This is a genomic window from Pedobacter namyangjuensis (assembly GCF_003313325.1).
Lineage (GTDB): Bacteria > Bacteroidota > Bacteroidia > Sphingobacteriales > Sphingobacteriaceae > Pedobacter > Pedobacter namyangjuensis.
In genome coordinates, this window is record NZ_QMHQ01000001.1 from 792,969 (window position 1) to 814,436 (window position 21,468).

Sequence of the window (21,468 nt, forward strand, 5' to 3'; positions counted from 1 at the left end):
AATATGAAATTTAAAGTAACATTCTTCCTTTTTTTGTTTGTGGTAAACATCACTTTGTTTGCGCAAGAAATTGCTTTGCCGGTAGCAAAAGAAGAGAATGTTGTTAAAGAACTTTTCTTTGCCGGCTTAAAGGATAAAATGGTAGAGAATTATGCTAAAGCCAACGCTAATTTTAACAAGATTATTGCATTAGATCAGAAAAATGATGCAGCTTATTTTGAATTGGCCAACATAGGCATACGGCAGAATAAGTTGTTGGAAGCTGAAACAAATATTAAAAAAGCGATTGCCTTAAATCCGAAGAACGTTTGGTACCACAAATTGCAAACTGAAATTTATAAGCGTAACGGTAATATGGAAGCGCTGATAATGGTTTTCGATCAGTTGATACTTTTGGATAGTGACGTAGATAGTTACTTTTTTGATAAGGCAAATGCTTTGGTTATTTCTGGTAAGCCTGCCGAAGCACAAAAAATCTACGCAGAAATTGAACAGAAATTTGGTCCGTCTAAAGAATTGGAGATGGCCAAGCAACGTATTAACGTTAATAGTTCAAATGCTACGCAAGTAGTAGAAAAGCTAATTGCAGAAAGTCCGGCAGAAGCTAAGAACTATTTGTATTTAAGTGGTTTGTTACTTGAAAAAAACAAAGTTGATGAAGCTTATGCTTTATTGCAAAAGGCCAAAGTTGCAGAGCCAGATAATTACGAAGTAGATTTGGCCATGGCCGATATCTATAGAATGCAGCAAAAAAATGAATTACTAATTGCGGCCTTAAAAAGTGCTTTTAGCAAAGAAAATATGCCCATTGCCACAAAAGTTAAGATTGTTGCAGGCATGCTTACCAAAGCTAATGCTAACAGGCAAAAAGATGCAGGCGAATTAATACAATTGGCGTTGCAGGCACATCCCGGTGAACAAAAGTTGCTTATTTTATATGGTGATATATTGTATCAGCAAGGAAATTTAAAGGCGGCTAAAGAGCAATATCAAACAGTTTTAAAAAACGATGAGCAAACCTATATTGCTTGGGAAAAAATTTTAGGTATTCAAACTTTAATGGGCAATTACGCCGAAGCTATTAAAACGGGGGATGATGCTTTGGCCATCTACCCAAATCAGGCAATTTTATATTACTACAAAGCCTTTGCCTTACATAGAAACGGTCAAAATGCAGAAGCTGGTTTAGAGATAAAATCTGCTTTGCAACTAGATGGAGACGATAATAATTTAAAAGCCCTAATTTTTGCTTTACAGGCAGAGGTTTTAATAGATCAACAAAAGTTAAAAGAAGCTGATGTGGCTTTTGATAAGGCAGTTACATTAGCGCCAGATAATTACCTTACGCTTAGCAATTACGCTTACTATTTAGCCTTGAGAAACCAAGACCTGACGAAAGCAGAAAATTTGGTGGCGAAAGCGGCTAAAGCGATGCCTAAAAATGCTTCTATTGCAGATACTTACGCTATTGTTTTGTTTAAACAAGGTAAGTATTCAGAGGCTCTAACTTACATAGAAAAGGCATTGCAAAACAATGAGGCATTAAATCCCGTTTACTTGGAGCATTATGGCGATATTCTTTTTCAAAAAGGAGATGCCGAAATGGCATTAACCCAATGGCAAAAAGCAAAACAAGCAGGAAATGACTCAGAGAAACTCAAAAGAAAAATCAATGAAAAGAAATATATTAAATAGCATTTTAATTGCTGGAATAGTGGTTTTAGGCATCGGCTGTAAGCCAAAAAAGCTAATTGTTACCACACCACCTGTAAACGCCGAAAAATTAGATGAATCGGCCAGTAAAAAAGCGGAAAACTTAGCCTTGTTAAAAAGTAAGGATTTGCCCTTTAATACTTTGTCTTTGAGAGGCAAAGCTAAGCTAAACGTTAATGGCGACGAGAATAACGTTACCATGCTAATTAGAATAGAGAAGGACAAAAAGATTTGGGTGAGTATAACAGCTATTGCAGGTATAGAAGTGGCTAGAGCGGTAATTACACCAGATAGTTTGCTGTTAAGAAACAATCTGCAAAAAAGTTATACCAAAAAGCCTTTTAGTTACGTTTATGGTTTTACAAACAAACAGGTAGATTTTGCTATGCTTCAATCGGTTTTATCAGGTAATACGATTAAAAACTTTATGACAACGCAGGCAGATTTAGCACAAGAAAACGGCGTGTGGGCGGTAAGTGGCAAATCAGATAATGTAGTTTACCGTATATTATTTAATGACTTGTTAAAAGTTGCCGAAACTACGTTGAATGATGCTCAGGCGGGACAAGCTTTTAAAGTAACCTACGGTAAATATACGCCAGTTAACAATGCTTTGTTCCCATCGGCTTTGGCAATAAGCACAATGGCTGGAGCAAAAAAAATCAACATCGACCTAGAATTTAATAAGATAGATAGTAATACGCCATTGGAATTTCCTTTTAGCGTTCCTAAAAGTTATGAGCTTGTTAACTAAAATTTTATATTTTTGATGCAATGAAGTTAAACAAACTATTTTTTTCTGTGCTATTTATAGCGCTGTGTGCTAACGGATTTGCGCAAACTACTAAAGAACTTACTCGTAAAAAAGAAGCTTTACAACGTGAAATTGAGCTTGCGGAGCGTAATCTCAAAAAAGCAGCAAGTGGTAAAAAACTAACGCTGGGCCAAATTAATACCATTAAGGCGCAAGTGCGTTTAATGCAAGAAAAAATCTCTACCATTAACTCTGAGATGAAAAATCTGGATAACCAGATTACGGAAAACACGGGTAAAGTACATAATTTACAAAACCGATTGGCAGATCTTAAAAAGGAGTATGCTGGGATGATTCGTTTTGCACAGCGAAACAAAAATTCGTACGATAAAATGATGTTTATTTTTGCGTCAAACGATTTTAACCAAGCTTATAAACGTATTAAGTACCTGCAACAATTTGGTCAATACCGCAAAAAGCAGGCTGCATATATTCAAGGAACGGAGAAAGATTTAAATGATAAAATTTCTGTTTTAGATAGGGATTTGAAAAATAAATCGAATTTACTGAGAGAGCAAGAAGGCGAAAAAACCAAGTTAGATAAAAAGAAAAACGAGCAAACAGCTGTATTAGGGCAATTAACTAAACAAGAAAGACAGTTTTCTCAGGATATTCAAAGAAAACGTCAACAGCAGAATGCTATAGATAGGCAAATTAAAGCCGAGATTGCTAGGCAAATTAAAATAGCGAAAGAAAAAGCAGAGGCAGAAGAAAGAGAACGTGCAAGAGTGGCTGCGGCTAAAGCTAAGGCCGAAGGAAAGGCAGCTCCAGTTGCAGAAGCTCCAAAACCTAAAACAAATAGTCAGGCTTTGAGAAACAGCCCAGAAGATGCTAAACTATCTGATGCTTTTGAGGGCAATAAAGGCAGCTTACCTTGGCCGGTTGCTACAGGAACCATAACAAGTCGTTTTGGTACTTATAGGGTGGGTACCGCTATCGATAACCATGAAGGCGTAATTTATCAAACTTCAGAAAATGCCAGTGTAAGAGCAATTTTCGGTGGAAAAGTATCTGCAGTATTCGAAAAATTTGGAAAATGGTATGTAATGATTAAACATGGTGAATATTTTACAATCTATCAGAACCTAAAAAACGTAAGTGTATCTTCAGGGCAAACCGTAACTACAAAACAAGCCATTGGAACGGCGGGTTTAACCGATGGTATACCAGAGGTCGGGTTGCAAATTAACAGAGGTGCTACACCACTAAACCCTGAAAGTTGGGTAGCAAGATAAACTATAAGGCAATATTATTTGTCTATATTTGTATATAAATTGATTGAATGATGTACCAGGGCACAATATTAGAGTTCTTAAACATGGGCGGTGGCGAGATGATGCTCATTATGATAGCCATACTTTTGTTATTTGGAGGTAAAAAATTACCAGAATTGGCAAGAGGTTTAGGAAAAGGGATTAGGGAATTTAAAGACGCTTCAGAAGGAGTTAAACGAGAAATCCATCGTAACATTAATTCCGTAGATATTGATAACGAATTAAAACAAGACGAACAAACTGCACAACGTTACCATCCGGTAGAGGATGAGACTCCTGCAGAAACTACTTCTACTACTACAGAGAATAACGAAACTAAGGAGAAAGAAACTCAAGCTTAGTTTAAACTAATAGTTAAAAGAAATTAAAAACAAATAAAATGGTACAACCAACATTACTAGCCGCTTTAGGTGGATGGGAGATTGCATTAATTGTGTTAGCACTTTTATTATTGTTCGGCGGAAAGAAAATTCCTGAATTAATGAAAGGCTTAGGAAAAGGCATGAAAGAGTTTAAAGATGGTAAAGACGGTTTAGATTCTGGAGGCAATCCAACAACTAACCACGACAATAAATAGATTCATTTTTTGACTGATAAATTCAAATTTTGAAGAAATTTTCCGCTCTAACAGAGATACAATCTAGACTTGCAAACAGCGAGTTAAATTTACCAGATCTTTTAGCTTACTATTTCGAGCAGATAGAAAAAAATCAACACCTCAATGCATTCAATGAGGTGTTTTTTCATTCGGCGAAATTGCAAGCTGCTGCTGTGCAAGAAAAATTGGCAAAAGGTAATGCTGGTAAACTTGCGGGTATGGTTATAGGTATAAAAGATAATATCTGCTACCAAGATCATCAGGTTTCTGCATCTTCTAAAATGCTCGAAAACTTTGTTTCTCCTTACTCTTCTACAGTTGTTAATCGTTTACTGCAAGAAGATGCGATTATAATTGGCAGGTTAAATTGCGATGAGTTTGCCATGGGTGGTTCTAATGAAACTTCTTACTTTGGCGTAGTTAAAAATGCAGTCGATAACGAGCGGGTAGCTGGTGGATCTTCTGGCGGTTCGGCAGTAGCGGTACAAGCAGACATGTGTTTAGCTACGCTTGGTACTGATACAGGCGGTTCTGTTCGTCAGCCTGCAGCATTTTGCGGTTGTATTGGTTTTAAACCAACTTATGGGCGTATTTCTCGTTATGGCGTAATCGCTTATGCTTCCTCTTTCGATCAGGTTGGAACACTCACATCATCAGTTACAGATGCCGCTTTGTTGCTAGAGGTACTTTCTGGTGTTGATGACAACGATAGCACTGTTGCTAACATTTCTGTTCCCAGTTACAGCGAGCATCTATCGCAAGGCGAAAAAAAGAAAATCGCAGTTTTAAAAGAAACCATTGAAAATGATGCTCTTGATCCTGAGATAAAAACGGCAATAGAGGCGTCTATAGAAAAACTTAAGGCGCAAGGTCATGAAATAAATTATGTTTCTTTTGATCTTTTAGCTTATTTGGTTCCAGCATATTATGTTTTAACTACTGCCGAAGCTTCGTCTAACCTATCTCGTTATGATGGGGTGCATTATGGTTACAGAAATACGCAAGCCGAAAGCTTAAATGTTTTATACAAGCAAAGCAGAGCCGAAGGATTTGGAGAAGAAGTAAAACGGAGAATTTTGCTTGGCACCTTTGTGTTAAGCGCTGGTTATTACGATGCCTATTATCAAAAAGCACAACAAGTACGCCGATTAATTAGAGAAAAGGTTGAAGCTTTGTTAGCCGAAAATGATTTTCTACTTAGTCCGGTAACGCCAACGCCAGCATTTAAAATAGGCGAAAATATACAAGATCCATTGGTAATGTATATGGCCGATATATACACAGTATTAGCGTCGTTAGCTGGTATTCCGGCAGTTGCATTGCCTTTGGGCAATAATTCTGAAGGTTTGCCGTTAAGTGTACAATTAATGACCAAACATTTTAATGAGCAAGGTTTGCTAAACCTATCGTATAGTTTTTTAAACGAAGTTTAACACGTTAACTTTCGTAGTCAGAAAATAAATTTTGGCAACAGAGTTGGATATAAGCCTATGAAGAAATTAGTACTTAGTTTGTTGAGTTTTTTTATCTTTTTTGTCGCTTCTGCGCAAATAATTACCAAACCCAGGTTAGATTCTCTTTTAAGAAGCGTTTCCGCAGATACCGCAGCGGTTCCGGTTTTAGAACCCGCTCCGTTTTTTAATCAAAACTTAGTATACAAACTGAGGTTAGATTCCATTCAAAAAACTGTACCACTCAGTTATAACGAGCACGTACAAACCTATATTGATATTTACAGCAAACGAAAAGATCAGTTTGGTCGTATGTTGGGTTTATCTAATTACTATTTTCCTATTTTCGAAACTGCATTAAAAGCTTATAACATTCCGGCGGAGATTAGGTATCTGCCTATTATCGAATCGCAAATGGATCCGCATGCAATTTCAAGAGTTGGCGCAACAGGTATGTGGCAGTTTATGTTTAGTACGGCGAAAGCTTACGGCTTAAACATGGATAATTTTGTAGACGAACGTAAAGATCCTATTCAAGCTAGTTATGCTGCGGCAGCATATTTTAGGGATGCTTATGAAGAGCTGGGCGATTGGTTACTTGCAATAGCTGCCTATAATTGTGGCAAAGGAAACGTAACCCGTGCTATGGCAAAGGCAAACTCTAGAGATTTCTGGGAAATTAGACCTTACCTCCCGAAAGAAACCAGAAACTATGTTCCTGCTTTTATTGCCGCGGTGTATGTAATGAATTATGCAAATACCCATCAGATTTCTTCTAAGCCATCGCTTATAACTTATAAAACAGATACCATACAAGTTAATCACTTTGTGGCATTGGCCGATGTTGCGAAAGCTATAAACTTTGAGGAATCTACTTTATATAGGTTAAACCCATCCTACAAAAAGAAAATTGTTAACGGAACATTAATCGATCCTAAAAGGATGGTTTTGCCTCGCATTGACCAAAATAGCTATGCTTCTCTTTTTGAAGTTCTAAATAACGACGTTGAAACTGATAGGGATATTGTTCTGGCATCAACAGATGATGTTAGGGATTTACGTAAAATGGCTATAAAGAAAACTGTTGCTACGCCCGTAAATTACCACAAAGTTCTTCCAGGGCAAAGTTTAGGTTCCATTGCAGATAAATACAGTGTAGAGGTACAAGATTTAAAAGTTTGGAACGGCTTAAAAAGTTCTACAATCATTCCTGGCCAGAAATTAAAAGTAGTTGGCAAATTAGCTGTTGCCAAAACTTTAATGCCAAAGCCAACTTATGTTACTTACAAAGTAAAAGCTGGAGATACTCTATCCGGTATAGCCGAAAAATTTGACGGGGCAACGGTGGCAAGCATAAAAGCTACTAATGGGCTTAAAAAAGCGGCTTTGCAACCCGGCATGGTGTTAAAAATTAAAAGCTAAAACCTTAGTTGTTTCCCAAAAATTCGACTGTTAAACACTGTTATTTCTAGTTTCAAATACTCCAAAAGTTAGTTTTAAAAGTGTAATTGTTTGCTGAAAATAATTGTAACTTTGCCCGTTACAAAATGTAAAGTATGAGTAAAACGAATAGAAAACAAGACGCTCTAGATTACCACTCGCAGGGAAGACCAGGAAAAATTCAGGTTGTACCTACCAAACCATATTCTTCTCAAAGAGATTTAACGCTGGCTTATTCGCCAGGTGTGGCAGAGCCTTGTTTAAAAATTGCCGATAATAAGGATGACGTATATAAGTACACTGCAAAAGGAAACCTAGTTGCGGTTATTAGTAATGGTACAGCAGTTTTAGGTTTGGGAGATATTGGTCCGGAAGCTGGCAAGCCAGTAATGGAAGGTAAAGGTTTATTGTTTAAGATTTTTGCTGACATTGATGTTTTTGACCTTGAACTTGACACTAAAAATGTTGACGAATTTGTAAATATTGTTAAAGCCTTAGAGCCAACTTTTGGTGGTGTAAATCTTGAGGATATTAAAGCGCCAGAGTGTTTCGAAATTGAACGTCGTTTAAAGGAAGAAATGAATATTCCGGTAATGCACGACGATCAGCATGGTACGGCAATTATTTCTGCTGCGGCGTTGTTAAATGCATGCGATTTACAAAAGAAAAAAATAGAAAAAGTTAAAATTGTAGTTAATGGTGCTGGTGCCGCTGCAATTTCTTGTTCTCGTTTGTACGTTTCTTTAGGTGCAAAAAAAGAGAATATCGTAATGTGCGATAGAAGTGGCGTTATTCGTCATGATAGAGATAATCTAGACCCGATTAAAAGAGAGTTTGCAACCACTAGAGATTTGCGTACGCTTGAAGAAGCTATGAAAGAATCTGACGTTTTTATCGGACTTTCATCAGCAGACTGCGTAACGGTTGATATGTTAAAGTCGATGACTAAAAACCCAATCGTTTTTGCTATGGCTAACCCAAATCCAGAGATTGCCTACGATTTGGCTATCAGTTCTCGTAAGGATTTGATTATGGCTACCGGCCGTTCAGATTATCCAAACCAGGTTAACAACGTTTTAGGTTTCCCTTATATTTTTAGAGGAGCGCTAGATGTTAGATCTACCAGCATTAACGAGGCTATGAAAATTGCTGCCGTTCGTGCTATTGCTGAGCTAGCCAGAAAACCGGTTCCAGAAGCCGTTAACATGGCTTACAATGAGCGTAATATTAAATTTGGAAAGGATTATATAATCCCTAAACCAATGGATTTCCGTTTAATGACCAACGTTTCAATGGCGGTAGCTAAAGCAGCAATAGAAAGCGGCGTTGCCCGTAAAACTATTACCGATTGGGATGCGTATGCAGAAGAATTAAAAAGCCGCTTAGGCATGGACGATTCAATTATGCGTGCCATTACCAACAAAGCTAAATCTGCACCTAAACGTGTGGTTTTCGCAGAGGCGGATAATTACAAAATTTTAAAAGCTGCTCAAATTGTTAAAGATGATGGTATCGCTATTCCAATTTTATTAGGTAATAAGGATATCATCCAACAGATTATAGACGAAAACGGATTAGAGTTAGAGGGCGTTGAAATTGTGGAGCCAGTTTCAGAACCAGCTCGAATGAAGAAATACGCCGAGGCGCTTTACAAAAAAAGACAACGAAGGGGTACAACTTTATTTGATGCAAATAAGTTGCTTCGCGATCGTAACTATTTTGGCGCTTCAATGGTAAATTTCGGCGAAGCCGATGCCATGATTTCGGGTTTAACTAGAAACTATGTTTCTACGATAAAACCAGCGTTGCAAGTTATTGGTACAGAAGAAGGCGTTAATCGCGTTGCGGGTATGTACATGATGATGACCCAGAAAGGCCCTGTGTTTTTCGGTGATACCACTGTAAATGTAGATCCTACTGCCGAGGAACTGGTTGATTTAACCTTGTTGTTGCAAAAAGCAGTAAGCAAATTTAACATCCAACCTCGTGTAGCTTTACTTTCTTATTCTAACTTTGGCTCTAACGATGGTACTATTCCGGAGAAAGTAAGAAAAGCAGTAAAAATATTGCACGAAAAGCATCCAGATATTGTAGTTGATGGAGATATGCAAGGTAACTTTGCTATAAACAACGCTTTATTAAAGGAAAATTTCCCTTTCAGTACGCTGGTAGATGCACCTGCAAATACGTTAGTTTTTCCTAACTTAGAATCAGGTAACATTGCTTATAAGCTTTTACAGGAATTAGGCGGTGCCGAAGCAGTTGGACCAATTCTATTAGGGCTGAAAAAACCTGTTCATATTGTTCAATTAGGAAGTTCTGTAAGAGAAATCGTAAATATGGTTACTATTGCAGTATTGGATGTTCAAAGTAAAGAAGCTGAAGCAGAACCAAAAAGAAAAGGTATTTTAAGTAAAATAGCAAAGAAATAAAATAATGTTTGCGTATATTGATGGGAAGTTGACCTTTAAGTGTCCAACATATATAGTAGTTGAAGCCGGAGGAGTTGGCTATCACATCAATATATCGCTTAATACTTACTCTGCGTTGGGTAGCGCAGAGCGATGCAAAATTTATACTTGGTTGCACGTTAAAGAAGATGCGCATACTTTGTATGGCTTTGCAGATGAAGGAGAAAGACGATTGTTTTTGCATTTAATTTCGGTTTCTGGCATTGGCCCAACCACCTGCAGAATGATGCTTTCTTCTATTACACCGTTAGAAATACAAAGTGCTATAGTTAATGCTAACGTGGCACTTATACAACAAATAAAGGGAATTGGGGCAAAATCTGCCCAACGTATTGTGTTAGAGCTGCAGGATAAATTGAAGAAGGAAGGTTCTGATTCACTTATTTCTATGCCTATGCATAACACAGTTAAGGATGAAGCGCTGTCTGCATTGATTATGTTGGGGTTTGGCAAGCAAGTTGCAGAAAAGGCGTTAGACAATGCTGTTAAAAAAGCTGATCAGGATTTAACAGTTGAGCAAATGATCAAAATAGCACTGAAAAATTTATAATTGTATAAACAATTGAAAAACAAATTTACCCTAATTGTTTTTTTTCTTATTTTTTTGGCTGGTCAGCGTGTTTTTTCGCAGGTAACCCCTTCGAGATCAAACGCCGATTCGACTAGAAATAATTTTACCACAAGAGAGAAGCAAAATCTCGGACTCCGAAATTTTAACAATCCTTTTTTAACCTTACCAGAAAACATAAAACGTGTTGTAGAGTATGATGCTACTAACAAACGTTATGTAATTACAGAGCGTATTGGCGATAAGCTAATTTCCGTTCCGCAATATTTAACAGTTGAACAGTACTTAAGGTTTGTAAATAGTGAAATAAAACGCGAAAATTGGAGATTGCTTTCTAACGCTGAGATAGATGAGGTTAGAAAAACGGGAATTCTTCCGCCAGTAAAAGTAAATAGCCGTGTTTTCGAGAAAATATTTGGTGGTACAACTATCGATATCCAGCCAAGGGGCGAGGCGGAACTTACCTTTTTAGGACGTATCAATAAAAACGAAAATCCGCTTTTTAATGAGCGTCAACGTAGTCAGGCAAATTTTGATTTTAACCAGCGCATACAAATGGATGTGGTAGGTAACATTGGTTCGAAGATGAAAATCAACATGAACTATAATACCGAAGCGCAGTTTGATTTCGAAAATCAAGTTAAGCTAGATTATACTGGTGGTGAGGACGATATCATTAAAAAAATAGAGGCGGGTAATGTGAGTTTGCCTTTAAATAGTACGCTAATTAACGGTACACAGGCACTTTTTGGCGTTAAAACACAACTGCAATTTGGTAAGTTAGATGTTGCCGCGGTTTTTACGCAGCAAAAATCCCAATCTAAAGAATTACAGATAAACAATGGTGCCCAACAAAACGAGTATAGAATTAGCGGAAGTGATTACGAAGCTAACAAACACTACTTTTTGGGTAAATATTTTAGAGACAATTATAACCGTGCTTTGGCAAATCCGCCTACGGTTTTATCGGGTATCGTAATTACAAAAATTGAGGTTTGGATTACCAACAAAACGGGCAATACTACAGATTCTAGAGATGTATTAGGTTTGCTGGATTTAGGCGAAAACGCACCGTACAACACAGCGCAGGTTACAGGTGGTGGCTCCGTTTTACCTTCTGGCTTTACAAACCCAACTTTTCCTGCCCAATCCAACAGTTTATTGGCAAATTTACCTGCCGACGCTCGTCAGACCAACTCAAACAGTGTAATTTCTTACTTCCAAGCAAATGGCGCTACAGATAACTTTGCAAAGTTATCTTACGCCAGAAAACTAACAGAGCGAGAGTTCAACTTCCAACCACAATTAGGTTATATCTCGTTAAACAACCCACTAAATGCCGATGAGATTTTAGCTGTTTCTTACCGCTATACTTTTAACGGTGTAGAGTATCAGGTGGGTGAGTTTTCTACAGATGTGCCTTTTGATCAAGGTACTCCAAAAGTTTTATACGCTAAGTTATTAAAAAATGAAACCATCAAAACCAATTTGCCGACTTGGGATTTGATGATGAAAAATATTTATTCTATTGGTGGATATCAAATCAGCAACCAGAATTTTAAGCTTGATATTTTTAGAATAGACGATAAAACGGGTATTGAAATGCCCTTAATTAGGGAAGGTAGTAGAACTGAGTTAAAACAATACATCGCCTTAACAAATTTAGATCAGCTAAATCAACAGAAAGAAAAGAAACCAGATGGTGTTTTCGATTTTGAGTACGAGAATAAACCGTTTGTTAGCGACCAGCAATTGCAGCAGCAAAATGCTTTTTCTAGTTCTAATGTTACCGGAGCTTCATTAGGTACGCTAATAAACAATACCAATAATGGTTATGTCACCATCGATCCACTTAACGGAAGAATTATTTTTCCGTTAATTGAACCTTTCGGTGCAGATTTAGCAAATAAATTTAATTTGCCGGCAGAGCAAGCATTGGCAGACAAATATACTTACCCACAACTTTACGACTCTACAAAGGTGGTGGCGCAGCAGTTGTTCGCCAATAAAAATCTTTACATCATAAAAGGTAATTACCAATCAGAAATTTCATCAGAATTCTCTTTAAACTCTATAAATGTTGCAGAGGGTTCGGTTAAGGTATTTGCAGGTACAATTCCATTAATTGAAGGTTCAGATTATACTGTAGATTACCAAGGTGGTAGAGTTAAAATTATAAATACGGCTTTGTTGAGTTCTGGTCAGCCGATTAGAATTACAACAGAAAACAACGAATTGTTTGGCTTGCAACAGCGATCTTTATTTGGAGCAAGGTTAGATTATAGGGTTAACCCGAAGCTTACTTTGGGTGGTACTTTTATGAATTTGACCGAAAAACCGTTAACCCAAAAGGTTAACTACATGGAAGAACCTATATCTAACACCATCTTTGGTTTTGATGGAACCTATAGTTCTCCATCGAGATTGCTTACCAAATTAGTGGATAAAATACCGGGAATTTCTACTAAAGCTCCATCAAGTATAACATTTGCTGGCGAGTACGCAAAATTAATTCCTGGACACCCAAATGCCATTAATTCTGGTGGTGATAGGGGTGGTTCTAGTTACTTAGATGATTTTGAAGCATCACGTTCTATTATCGATTTAAAAAGTTCGGTTCCTTGGCAAATTGCTGGTACGCCACAACTTTTTCCAGAATCGCAATTAGTAGATAATTTGGCGTACGGTTACAACAGAGCAAGACTTGCGTTTTACAATATCGATCCAACTTTTTATACCGGTGGAACTTCTATTTTGCCATCGCGTATTAGAAACACAGAGCTGTCAAATCACTATGTGAGACAAATTATAGAGCAAGAGGTCTTCCCTTTTAAAGAGATAGCAACCGGACAGCCATTAATGTTGCCAACTTTGGATTTGGCCTTTTACCCTAATATTCGCGGGCCTTACAACTACACTCCAACTGGTTTTAGTCCAAATGGGCTTTTGAACAATCCGCGTTCTAGGTGGGGAGGTATTACCAGAAGAATTGATGTAAACGATTTTGAAGCAAACAACATCGAGTACATCGAGCTTTGGTTAATGGACCCATTTATGTACAAGCCAACCTCGCAAGGTGGAGATTTGTATTTTAACATCGGAAATATTTCTGAGGATATTCTTAAGGATGGTAGAAAGTCATTAGAAAATGGTCTGCCAGCAAACGGAGATCCTTCTAAATATGACGAAACCAATTGGGGAAGGGTTACAAAGCTGCAACCTGTAATTCAAGCTTTTGATAACGACCCAGTTGCCAGACGTGCGCAAGATGTTGGTTTAGATGGTTTGGCAAATGCCGATGAAAAGGCAAAATTTGCAACGTTAATTAATCAAATTAAAGCGCAGCTAAACCCAGATGCAGCATTAGCTTTTGAGAACGATCCATCGTCAGATGATTATTCTTTCTTTAGAGGGAGTAATTTCGACAATGCAAATGCGGGAATTTTAAAGCGATACGAAAGTTATAACGGTACTGAAGGTAACTCAAAAACTTCGCAGCAGTCGCAACAAGAATTAGGTTTAGATAACTCTGCTTCAACCGCTTTGCCAGATGGCGAAGACATTAACAGAGATAACAATATGACGCAGTCTGATGAATACTTTCAATACAAAGTTTCTATCAGACCTGGCGATTTGGATGTGGGTGGCAAGTATGTAACCGATAAAGTTACTTCTGCAGTGCGCTTAGCAAATGGGCAAACCCAAAATGCTACTTGGTACCAAATTCGTATTCCTTTGGCACAGTTCGATCAGAAAGTTGGCGGTATTCAGGATTTTAAATCGATAAGGTTTATAAGAATGTTTATGACCAATTTTGCAGATACAGCTATTTTGAGGTTTGCAAAAATTCAATTAGTAAGAGGAGAGTGGAGACAGTACAATGCTAAAAACGAAGCAATCAATGTAATTGCAGATCCATCTATTCAACCTGCATCTGCAGATAATTCTACTATCGAGGTTTCTACTGTTAATATTGAAGAAAACGGTAAGCGTACGCCAATTCCGTATGTTGTGCCTCCGGGGATTATTCGCGAGAGAGATTTTAGCAACTTCCGTGGAGATACTAGGCAAAACGAGCAATCATTGGCTTTAATTGTTAAAAATTTGAGAGATGGTTACGGAAGAGCAGCCTTCAAAACTGCTATTAACGATTTTAGATCGTACAAACGTTTAGAAATGTTTGTCCATTTAGAAGCAATGGGCGAGGCAACTTTGCAAGATGGCGATTTACAGGCGTTTATTAGAATTGGTACCGATAACCAAGATAACTATTACGAATACAATCAATCTCTAAAAGTAACCAATCCGGGTACTAGTGATCCTTACGCAATTTGGCCAGACCAGAATAAAATGGATATTGATTTAGAGCTATTCCAGAAAGCAAAAGTAGCCAGAAACCAGGCCAGAACTGCTGCGGGTTTACCGTGGCCAATTAATATTCCGTTCACTTACATAGATGGCGGTAATACCATCATTGTAAAAGGCCAACCTGATATGAGTAAGGTTAGGGTTTATATGTTGGGAGTTAAAAATCCATTGCGTAATCCGGCGTTGCCAAATAACGATGACGGTTTTGATAAAAATGCACAAGTTTGGTTCAACGAGTTGCGTTTAACAGAATTTGACGAACGTGGCGGTTGGGCAGCAACAGCAAGAATGAATGCTAAGCTAGCCGATTTTGCAGACGTAAATATTTCCGGTAGTAAATCTACCATCGGATTTGGATCTTTAGAGAAAAAAGTAAGCGAGAGAAATAGATCTGATAACGAGTTTTTTGATGTTTCATCGAGCATAGAATTAGGTAAGTTTTTACCTCAGAAATCAGGTATTAAAATACCAATGTTTGTAAGTTATTCTAAGCAGGTTTTAACGCCACAGTTTGATCCACGTACACCAGATATCGAACTAAAAAATACTTTGGCAGGTGCATCTAGAGCACAAAAAGATTCTATTTTAAACTTTGCGCAAGATTATACTACGCGTAGCAGTTTAACCTTTACCAATGTACGTAAGGAGAGAATGAACAGCGAAGAAAAGGTTAGGCTTTGGGATATAGAAAACTTTAATGTTTCTTATGCGCAAACCAAATTTTCGCATCGCGATTTTATTAATGAAACAAGCTTGCAACGCAGCTACCGAGCATCATTAGGTTATAATTATGCAGGTACGCCAAAAAATTATCAGCCATTTGATAAGATTATAAAATCGAATTCGCTAAAACTTTTAAAGGATTTCAACTTTACGTTGATGCCAAACGCGATTAATTTTAGAATAGATGTAGACCGTTTTTACTCTGAAAATACTTTGCGTAACAACGATCCAAACAACTTCATCCCAATAAATACTACGTATAATAAAAACTTCTTAGTGTCTAGAATTTATGGTATTGCCTGGGATTTAACCAATTCGTTAAGCTTGGATTTTGATGCAACCAATTATTCGATAATTGACGAGCCAGAGGGTAGAATTGAAGGTTTAAAACGCGATACTCTTTGGCAAAATCTAAAAACCCTAGGTCGTACAACTGATTATAACCATAACTTAAATATTAGGTACGCATTACCTATCAATAAAATTCCGGGGATGGATTGGGTTACGGTTGCCACCACTTATGGTACAAACTTTAATTGGCAAACAGAACCCCTTTCTACGTTGAGAGATCCGTCTATTAACTTAGGAAACACCGTGCAAAATTCTAGAACTATTCAGGTTAACCCAACATTAAATCTTACGGGTTTATACAACAAGTTTGGCTTTATCAAGAAAAGTAATAACCCTACAGATTCAGTTAGGAATTTTTCTGATATGCTTATTGGAATAGTTACGAGTATAAAAAATGTAAATGTTGCCTTTACGCAAACTAAGGGTACGTTTTTACCTGGGTACCTGCCTAGAACAAGATTTTTTGGTATTGACGACGTAACCGGTGCGCCCGGCTTAGGTTTTGTTTTCGGTAGTCAACGAGATATTAGAGATATGGCATTGAACAATGGTTGGTTAACTACAGACGAGCTTCAAAATCAGTTGTACATTAATACGTTACGAGAAGATTTTCAGCTAACCAGCACGATTGAGCCATTTAGAGATTTTAAAATTACGCTAAGTGCATCTAAAAACAGAACACTAAACTATTCTACCAATTATAGGTACGACAATAGCACCAGTAGCTTCAGGAACCTTAGCCCGACTACTACAGGAGATTATAGCGTTAGTATAATCTCTTTGGGTACAGCATTTAAAGACAAAAATGGAAGTACGGTTTCTAGTTTGTTTAATCAGTTTATGTCTAATAGACAGGTTATTTCGGCAAGATTTGGAGGTTTAAATCCAAATTCTTCAGGTAGTAACGGAGGTTTTGCCGACGGTTACGATAAGAGTTCGCAAGATGTGGTAATCTCATCTTTTATTGCGGCCTATACAGGTAAAGATGCGGGATCGACCAGCTTAAACAGCTTACCAAAAATACCGCTTCCAAACTGGCGGTTAACCTATGGTGGGCTTTCTAAAATTCCATTTATCGCAGAGCGATTCTCGGAAATTGGTCTTCGTCATGGTTATCGTTCTACCTACAGTGTAAACGGTTTTAACAGCTTAATTAAATACCAAGAGAATGACGGTTACGTAAGTAGTAGAGATGTAAGCTTAAACTTCTTGCCACTTTACCAATTTGCGCAGGTAACCATCTCTGAGCAGTTTGCGCCATTAATTGGTATTGACACGAGATTGAAAAACAACTTAACGGCTAATTTCGAGGTTAACAAAACCAGAATTATGGCCTTAAGTTTAGCTAATAGTCAATTAGCGCAACTATCAGAAAACAATTTGGTTTTTGGCTTGGGCTATAGAACAACAAAATTCAGGTTCCCATTTGGTTGGTTTAGCCAACTAAAAATGGACAACAATATGGACTTTAAATTAGATGTATCAGTAAGAGACAATAAAACGGTTATTTACAGGGCAGATGTTACAGAGGCCGAAGTATCATCTGGAGCTAAAAATATTGGTTTAAGACCGAGCGTAGATTATGTGGTTAACCAACGTTTTAATGTTAAACTTTTCTACGATTCTAACATTACCAAACCTTATACATCACAATCGTTTAATACCTCTTTTAGTAATTTTGGATTTAGTTTAAGGGTTACCTTAAATTAGCAATTGTTATAAAGCGGTTTAATAATTACCTTTGGTGCAACAACGCCTGTAAGGCTTTTCAAACAAAACAGATTTAAAAGAAATAAAATGAATTTTCCATCAGAATTAAAGTACACCAAAGACCACGAGTGGGTGAGAGTAGAAGGTAACGAAGCATTTATTGGCATCACAGATTTTGCACAACGTGAGTTAGGAGATATTGTTTATATCGACATTAACAGCGTTGGTTCTGAAGTGGCTGCAGAAGAAGTTTTCGGAACTGTAGAAGCTGTTAAAACTGTTTCTGATCTTTTTATGCCACTTACAGCTACATTGGTAGAAGTAAATGCTGCTTTAAACGATAACCCAGAATTAGTAAACGCTGATCCTTATGGTGACGGTTGGATGGTTAAAGTAGTTTTAACTAACCCAGCAGATTTCGACGGGCTGTTAAGTGCTGATGACTATAAAGCTTTAGTAGGCGCTTAATAATGAATATTTCCAAAGGATTAAAGTATCAGTATTGGGCTATATTTTGGGCTGTCGTTACTTTAATCCTTTGTAATATAAGGTTGCCCGAGGGCGATGGTAGCGAAGGTTTTTTCTTTAAAGGCTTCGATAAAATGGCACATTTGGGTTTTTTCTATGTGCTAACCATCTTATTGTTCTACGGAAAAATAAAATATCAACATAACTACACTTTTCGCTCGCTAACCATTTTAAAAGTTTTATTGATATCAGCTGTGCTTGGTGGCGGTATTGAACTTTTGCAATGGAAAGTTTTCACTTATCGCTCTGCAGAATGGTGGGATTTTGCTAGTGACATGATTGGGGCACTAATGGGTGTTTTTAGTTATGTTTTGCTACATCTTTCACACTATCGTGAAGAAAATATTGATAAGGTTTAATTCGATTTTTATTTTTTTTGAAATATTTATTTCTGCGATGTAACCCTGCGTATCAATCCAAATGTTGCTTTAAAACAATTTTAACAGCAAAATAACTAACTTTTTTTTCGCTCATCATCCCCTCTGTAACGGTAAAGTTAGTTGTATTTAAAATGTTACCCTTTTTTTAACACCCATCAACAAACTTTCGGGCTTTATTGTAGTCTGATAGATGAATTACAACAAATTATAACAAATAAATGAATTCTTTTTTACAAAAATCAGTACTTGTAATATTATTATTTGTAGGCTTACAAGCTAGCGCACAAACTAGTGGAACAGCAACAGGTAAAGTAATAAATAGTAAAGATAAAACTCCAATCGACTATGCGTCTATTGGTATCAAAAGAGTTAGCGACTCGACCTCTGTTGGAGGAACAAATACAGCTGCAAACGGTACTTTTTCAATTAGTGGATTAGCCGTTGGTAAATACAAATTATACGTAGTTTTCTTAGGATTAAAAACCATTACCAAGGACTTCGAATTAACGGCAGCCAATCCCGGTATAAACTTCGGTACTTTAAGCATGGAAGACTCTGGAATTACACTTTCTGGCGTAGAGATTAAAGGCGAAACTCCTCCAGTGGTGGTTAAAAAAGATACTTTAGAAATTAATGCATCAACTTTAAAGGTTAAAGAGAACGCTGTAGTAGAAGATTTACTAAAGAAAGTTCCGGGAGTTGAAGTTTCTAAAGACGGTACAATTACTACACAAGGTGAAACCATTAAAAGAGTAAGGGTAGATGGTAAGGACTTTATGGGTAACGACCCACTATTAGCTACCAAAAACTTACCAGCTGATATGGTTGATAAAATTCAGATTATTGATGATATGTCTGAGCAATCTAAATTCTCTGGCGTAGATGATGGAAATAGAGAGAAAATCTTAAACATCGTAACTAAAAACGGTGTAAAAAATAAAGGCTTTATAGGTAATAATACCGTAGGTTATGGTACTGATGATAGATATGATGTAAACTTGAACATTAACCGTTTTAACGAAAAACAACAAATATCTCTAATTGGTCAATTTAATAACGTTAACAAACAAAACTTCGGTGGTGGTATTGGTGGTGGTAACCGCGGACAGATGTTTGGCGGTGGTGGCGGTGGCCAGCAACAAGCCGGTATTACAACAACAAACGCAGCAGGTATTAACTTTGGCGATACTTACGATGACGGAACGCAGTTTACAGGAAGTTATTTCTTTAACAAAACTTCTTTGTTCTCTACCAGCAATAGTTTAACACAAAACTTTTTAGGTAATAATACTTCAACTAACCAAAGAGATTTAAATAGCACTACCGATCGTTTAAATCACCGTTTAAACTTTATGGTTGATACAAAGTTAGATTCGACAACCTCAATCCGTATCCAGCCTAATATTTCTTACACAAATAACTCTGGTTATAGTACAGAAAACTACAATAGAGTATCGCTAATTGGAAACTCGGTAGGTCAGCAAATTTCCGATACTAAATCAACATCACCATCAGTTAACAACAGCATCTTAATTAGAAAGAAATTTTTACGTAGAGGTCGTACTTTGTCGTTAAATGTTAATACAAACATAAACGATAATGATGCCTCTAATTTAAATAATAATCCAGAAACTGTTACTGCTCCGGGTGGAGGTGTAACTCAAAGTTTAATTAACAACTTAATTGATAATAATTCTAACTCGCTAAGTAATACAGCACGTTTAGTATTTACCGAGCCTTTATCTAAAACCTTAAGTTTAGAGTTAAACTACCAGAACGGTTTTATTAAAGATGATAGACATAGAATAGTTTACAATTTCAATCCAATAACACAACAATATGATATTAGGGATTTAGATTATACCAACGAATTCGAAAATCAGACTTTAACTAACTCTGTTGGGTTTAGCTTTAATAAAAACGAGAAAAAATATAACTGGAACATTGGTGTTGGTGTACAACGCACCAATCGTGAAAACGATAACTTAACAACTGGTGTGTTATTTACACAAAACTTTACAAACATTACGCCTTCTGCACAATTCAGGTATAACTTTAGTAACCAGAAGCGTTTGAACATTAGATACGACGGTCGTACAAATCAACCTAGCATCGATCAAATTCAACCGGTTAGAGATAACTCAAACACGCAAACGGTTCCTTTTGGTAATCCTAATTTGAAACCGTCATTTTCAAACAGCTTAAGAATTTTCTATAACAATTTCGATTTTGCTAGTTACCGTACTTTGTTCTTGGGTGCTTTTATTAACCAAACTTTTAATGCTTTTGGTAACTCTCAATTCTTAATCACAGATCCTACAGATGTAGATAACTATGGTAAAATAGCTAATGGTTACACTAACGTAGATGGTAATTACGATGCTACGGTTTTCGGAAATTTGGGCTTGCCAATTATTAAAGGAAACAAATTAAACTTCCAAATAGACGGAAGATTAAGCGCAAGTAAGTCTACCAACTTTACAAGTAATTTAGAAAATATTACTAAAAATTTCACCATCCAAAATGGTTACAAATTGGTTTCTAATTTAGATAAATTAGACATGATTGCAGGTATATCTGGTAACTGGACTCATGGTAACTATACCATAGGTGAAGAAACAAATTTCTACACATTATCTCCAAATATCGATATCAGTTATCTATTTCCAGGAAATATACGTTTGCAAACAGACGTAACTTACAACCAAGTTACGGGTAGAGGAGCAGCGTTTAACACAAAATATACATTGGTAAACGCGTACATGAGTCGTCAGTTTTTCAAAAACAGAACAACGTTTAAAATTTCTGTAAACGATTTATTCAATGAGAACACTGGCGTTTTGCGTACAGCAACAAACAATGCTATCGTAGATCAGAACTTTAACGTGCTTAAGCGTTATTTCATGTTCTCATTTACCTATTCATTAAGCAACATTGCAGGTATGAATACACAAGGACAAGGTGGCGGACCAGGTGGTGGCATGAGAATGGGCAGACCAGGTGGTATGTAATCTTATCTGATTTTTATATAAAAAGCGTCCCGATTTTTCGGGGCGCTTTTTTGTTTTCAGCCTATTTC

General features: G+C 36.9%; 13 protein-coding genes. All 13 read left to right on the forward strand.

Annotation, left to right across the window (positions count from 1 at the left end):
* The first annotated feature begins 3 nt into the window (after positions 1-3).
* Positions 4-1,695 carry a tetratricopeptide repeat protein gene (locus DUT69_RS03600; protein WP_113651758.1) on the forward strand — a complete coding sequence of 564 codons (1,692 nt, stop codon included), beginning with the start codon at positions 4-6 and terminating at the stop codon, positions 1,693-1,695.
* Positions 1,673-2,467 carry a DUF4292 domain-containing protein gene (locus tag DUT69_RS03605; protein WP_113652478.1) on the forward strand — a complete coding sequence of 265 codons (795 nt, stop codon included), beginning with the start codon at positions 1,673-1,675 and terminating at the stop codon, positions 2,465-2,467. Before DUT69_RS03600 ends, DUT69_RS03605 begins: the two co-directional genes overlap by 23 nt.
* Before the next feature lie 20 nt (positions 2,468-2,487).
* Positions 2,488-3,762 carry a murein hydrolase activator EnvC family protein gene (locus tag DUT69_RS03610; RefSeq protein WP_113651759.1) on the forward strand — a complete coding sequence of 425 codons (1,275 nt, stop codon included), beginning with the start codon at positions 2,488-2,490 and terminating at the stop codon, positions 3,760-3,762.
* Positions 3,763-3,809: 47 nt separating this feature from the next.
* Complete coding sequence (locus DUT69_RS03615) at positions 3,810-4,142, forward strand: Sec-independent protein translocase subunit TatA/TatB (RefSeq protein WP_240186650.1); 333 nt, start codon at positions 3,810-3,812, stop codon at positions 4,140-4,142.
* A 38-nt stretch (positions 4,143-4,180) separates the two neighbouring features.
* Entirely contained in the window at positions 4,181-4,378 is a 198-nt protein-coding gene (locus DUT69_RS03620) for a Sec-independent protein translocase subunit TatA/TatB (protein ID WP_113651761.1), read from the forward strand.
* A gap of 29 nt (positions 4,379-4,407) precedes the next feature.
* Positions 4,408-5,832 carry an Asp-tRNA(Asn)/Glu-tRNA(Gln) amidotransferase subunit GatA gene (gene gatA / locus DUT69_RS03625; protein ID WP_113651762.1) on the forward strand — a complete coding sequence of 475 codons (1,425 nt, stop codon included), beginning with the start codon at positions 4,408-4,410 and terminating at the stop codon, positions 5,830-5,832.
* Positions 5,833-5,889: 57 nt separating this feature from the next.
* Positions 5,890-7,272: a lytic transglycosylase domain-containing protein gene (locus tag DUT69_RS03630; RefSeq protein ID WP_113651763.1), complete on the forward strand. Its 1,383-nt coding sequence runs from the start codon at positions 5,890-5,892 to the stop codon at positions 7,270-7,272.
* A gap of 134 nt (positions 7,273-7,406) precedes the next feature.
* Positions 7,407-9,722 (forward strand): NADP-dependent malic enzyme, encoded by a 2,316-nt coding sequence (locus DUT69_RS03635; RefSeq protein WP_113651764.1) that lies wholly within the window; start codon positions 7,407-7,409, stop codon positions 9,720-9,722.
* A gap of 4 nt (positions 9,723-9,726) precedes the next feature.
* Positions 9,727-10,311: a Holliday junction branch migration protein RuvA gene (gene ruvA / locus DUT69_RS03640; RefSeq protein ID WP_113651765.1), complete on the forward strand. Its 585-nt coding sequence runs from the start codon at positions 9,727-9,729 to the stop codon at positions 10,309-10,311.
* Positions 10,312-10,323: 12 nt separating this feature from the next.
* The gene (gene sov / locus DUT69_RS03645; RefSeq protein ID WP_113652480.1) at positions 10,324-17,481 is read left to right on the forward strand and encodes a T9SS outer membrane translocon Sov/SprA; all 7,158 of its coding nucleotides are present in this window, start codon (positions 10,324-10,326) and stop codon (positions 17,479-17,481) included.
* Between the two features lie 87 nt (positions 17,482-17,568).
* Positions 17,569-17,949 carry a glycine cleavage system protein GcvH gene (gcvH, locus tag DUT69_RS03650; protein ID WP_113651766.1) on the forward strand — a complete coding sequence of 127 codons (381 nt, stop codon included), beginning with the start codon at positions 17,569-17,571 and terminating at the stop codon, positions 17,947-17,949.
* A gap of 2 nt (positions 17,950-17,951) precedes the next feature.
* Positions 17,952-18,368, forward strand: coding sequence for a VanZ family protein (locus DUT69_RS03655; protein WP_113651767.1), 417 nt, complete (start codon positions 17,952-17,954; stop codon positions 18,366-18,368).
* Positions 18,369-18,607: 239 nt separating this feature from the next.
* Positions 18,608-21,400: an outer membrane beta-barrel protein gene (locus DUT69_RS03660; protein ID WP_113651768.1), complete on the forward strand. Its 2,793-nt coding sequence runs from the start codon at positions 18,608-18,610 to the stop codon at positions 21,398-21,400.
* Positions 21,401-21,468 lie beyond the last annotated feature (68 nt).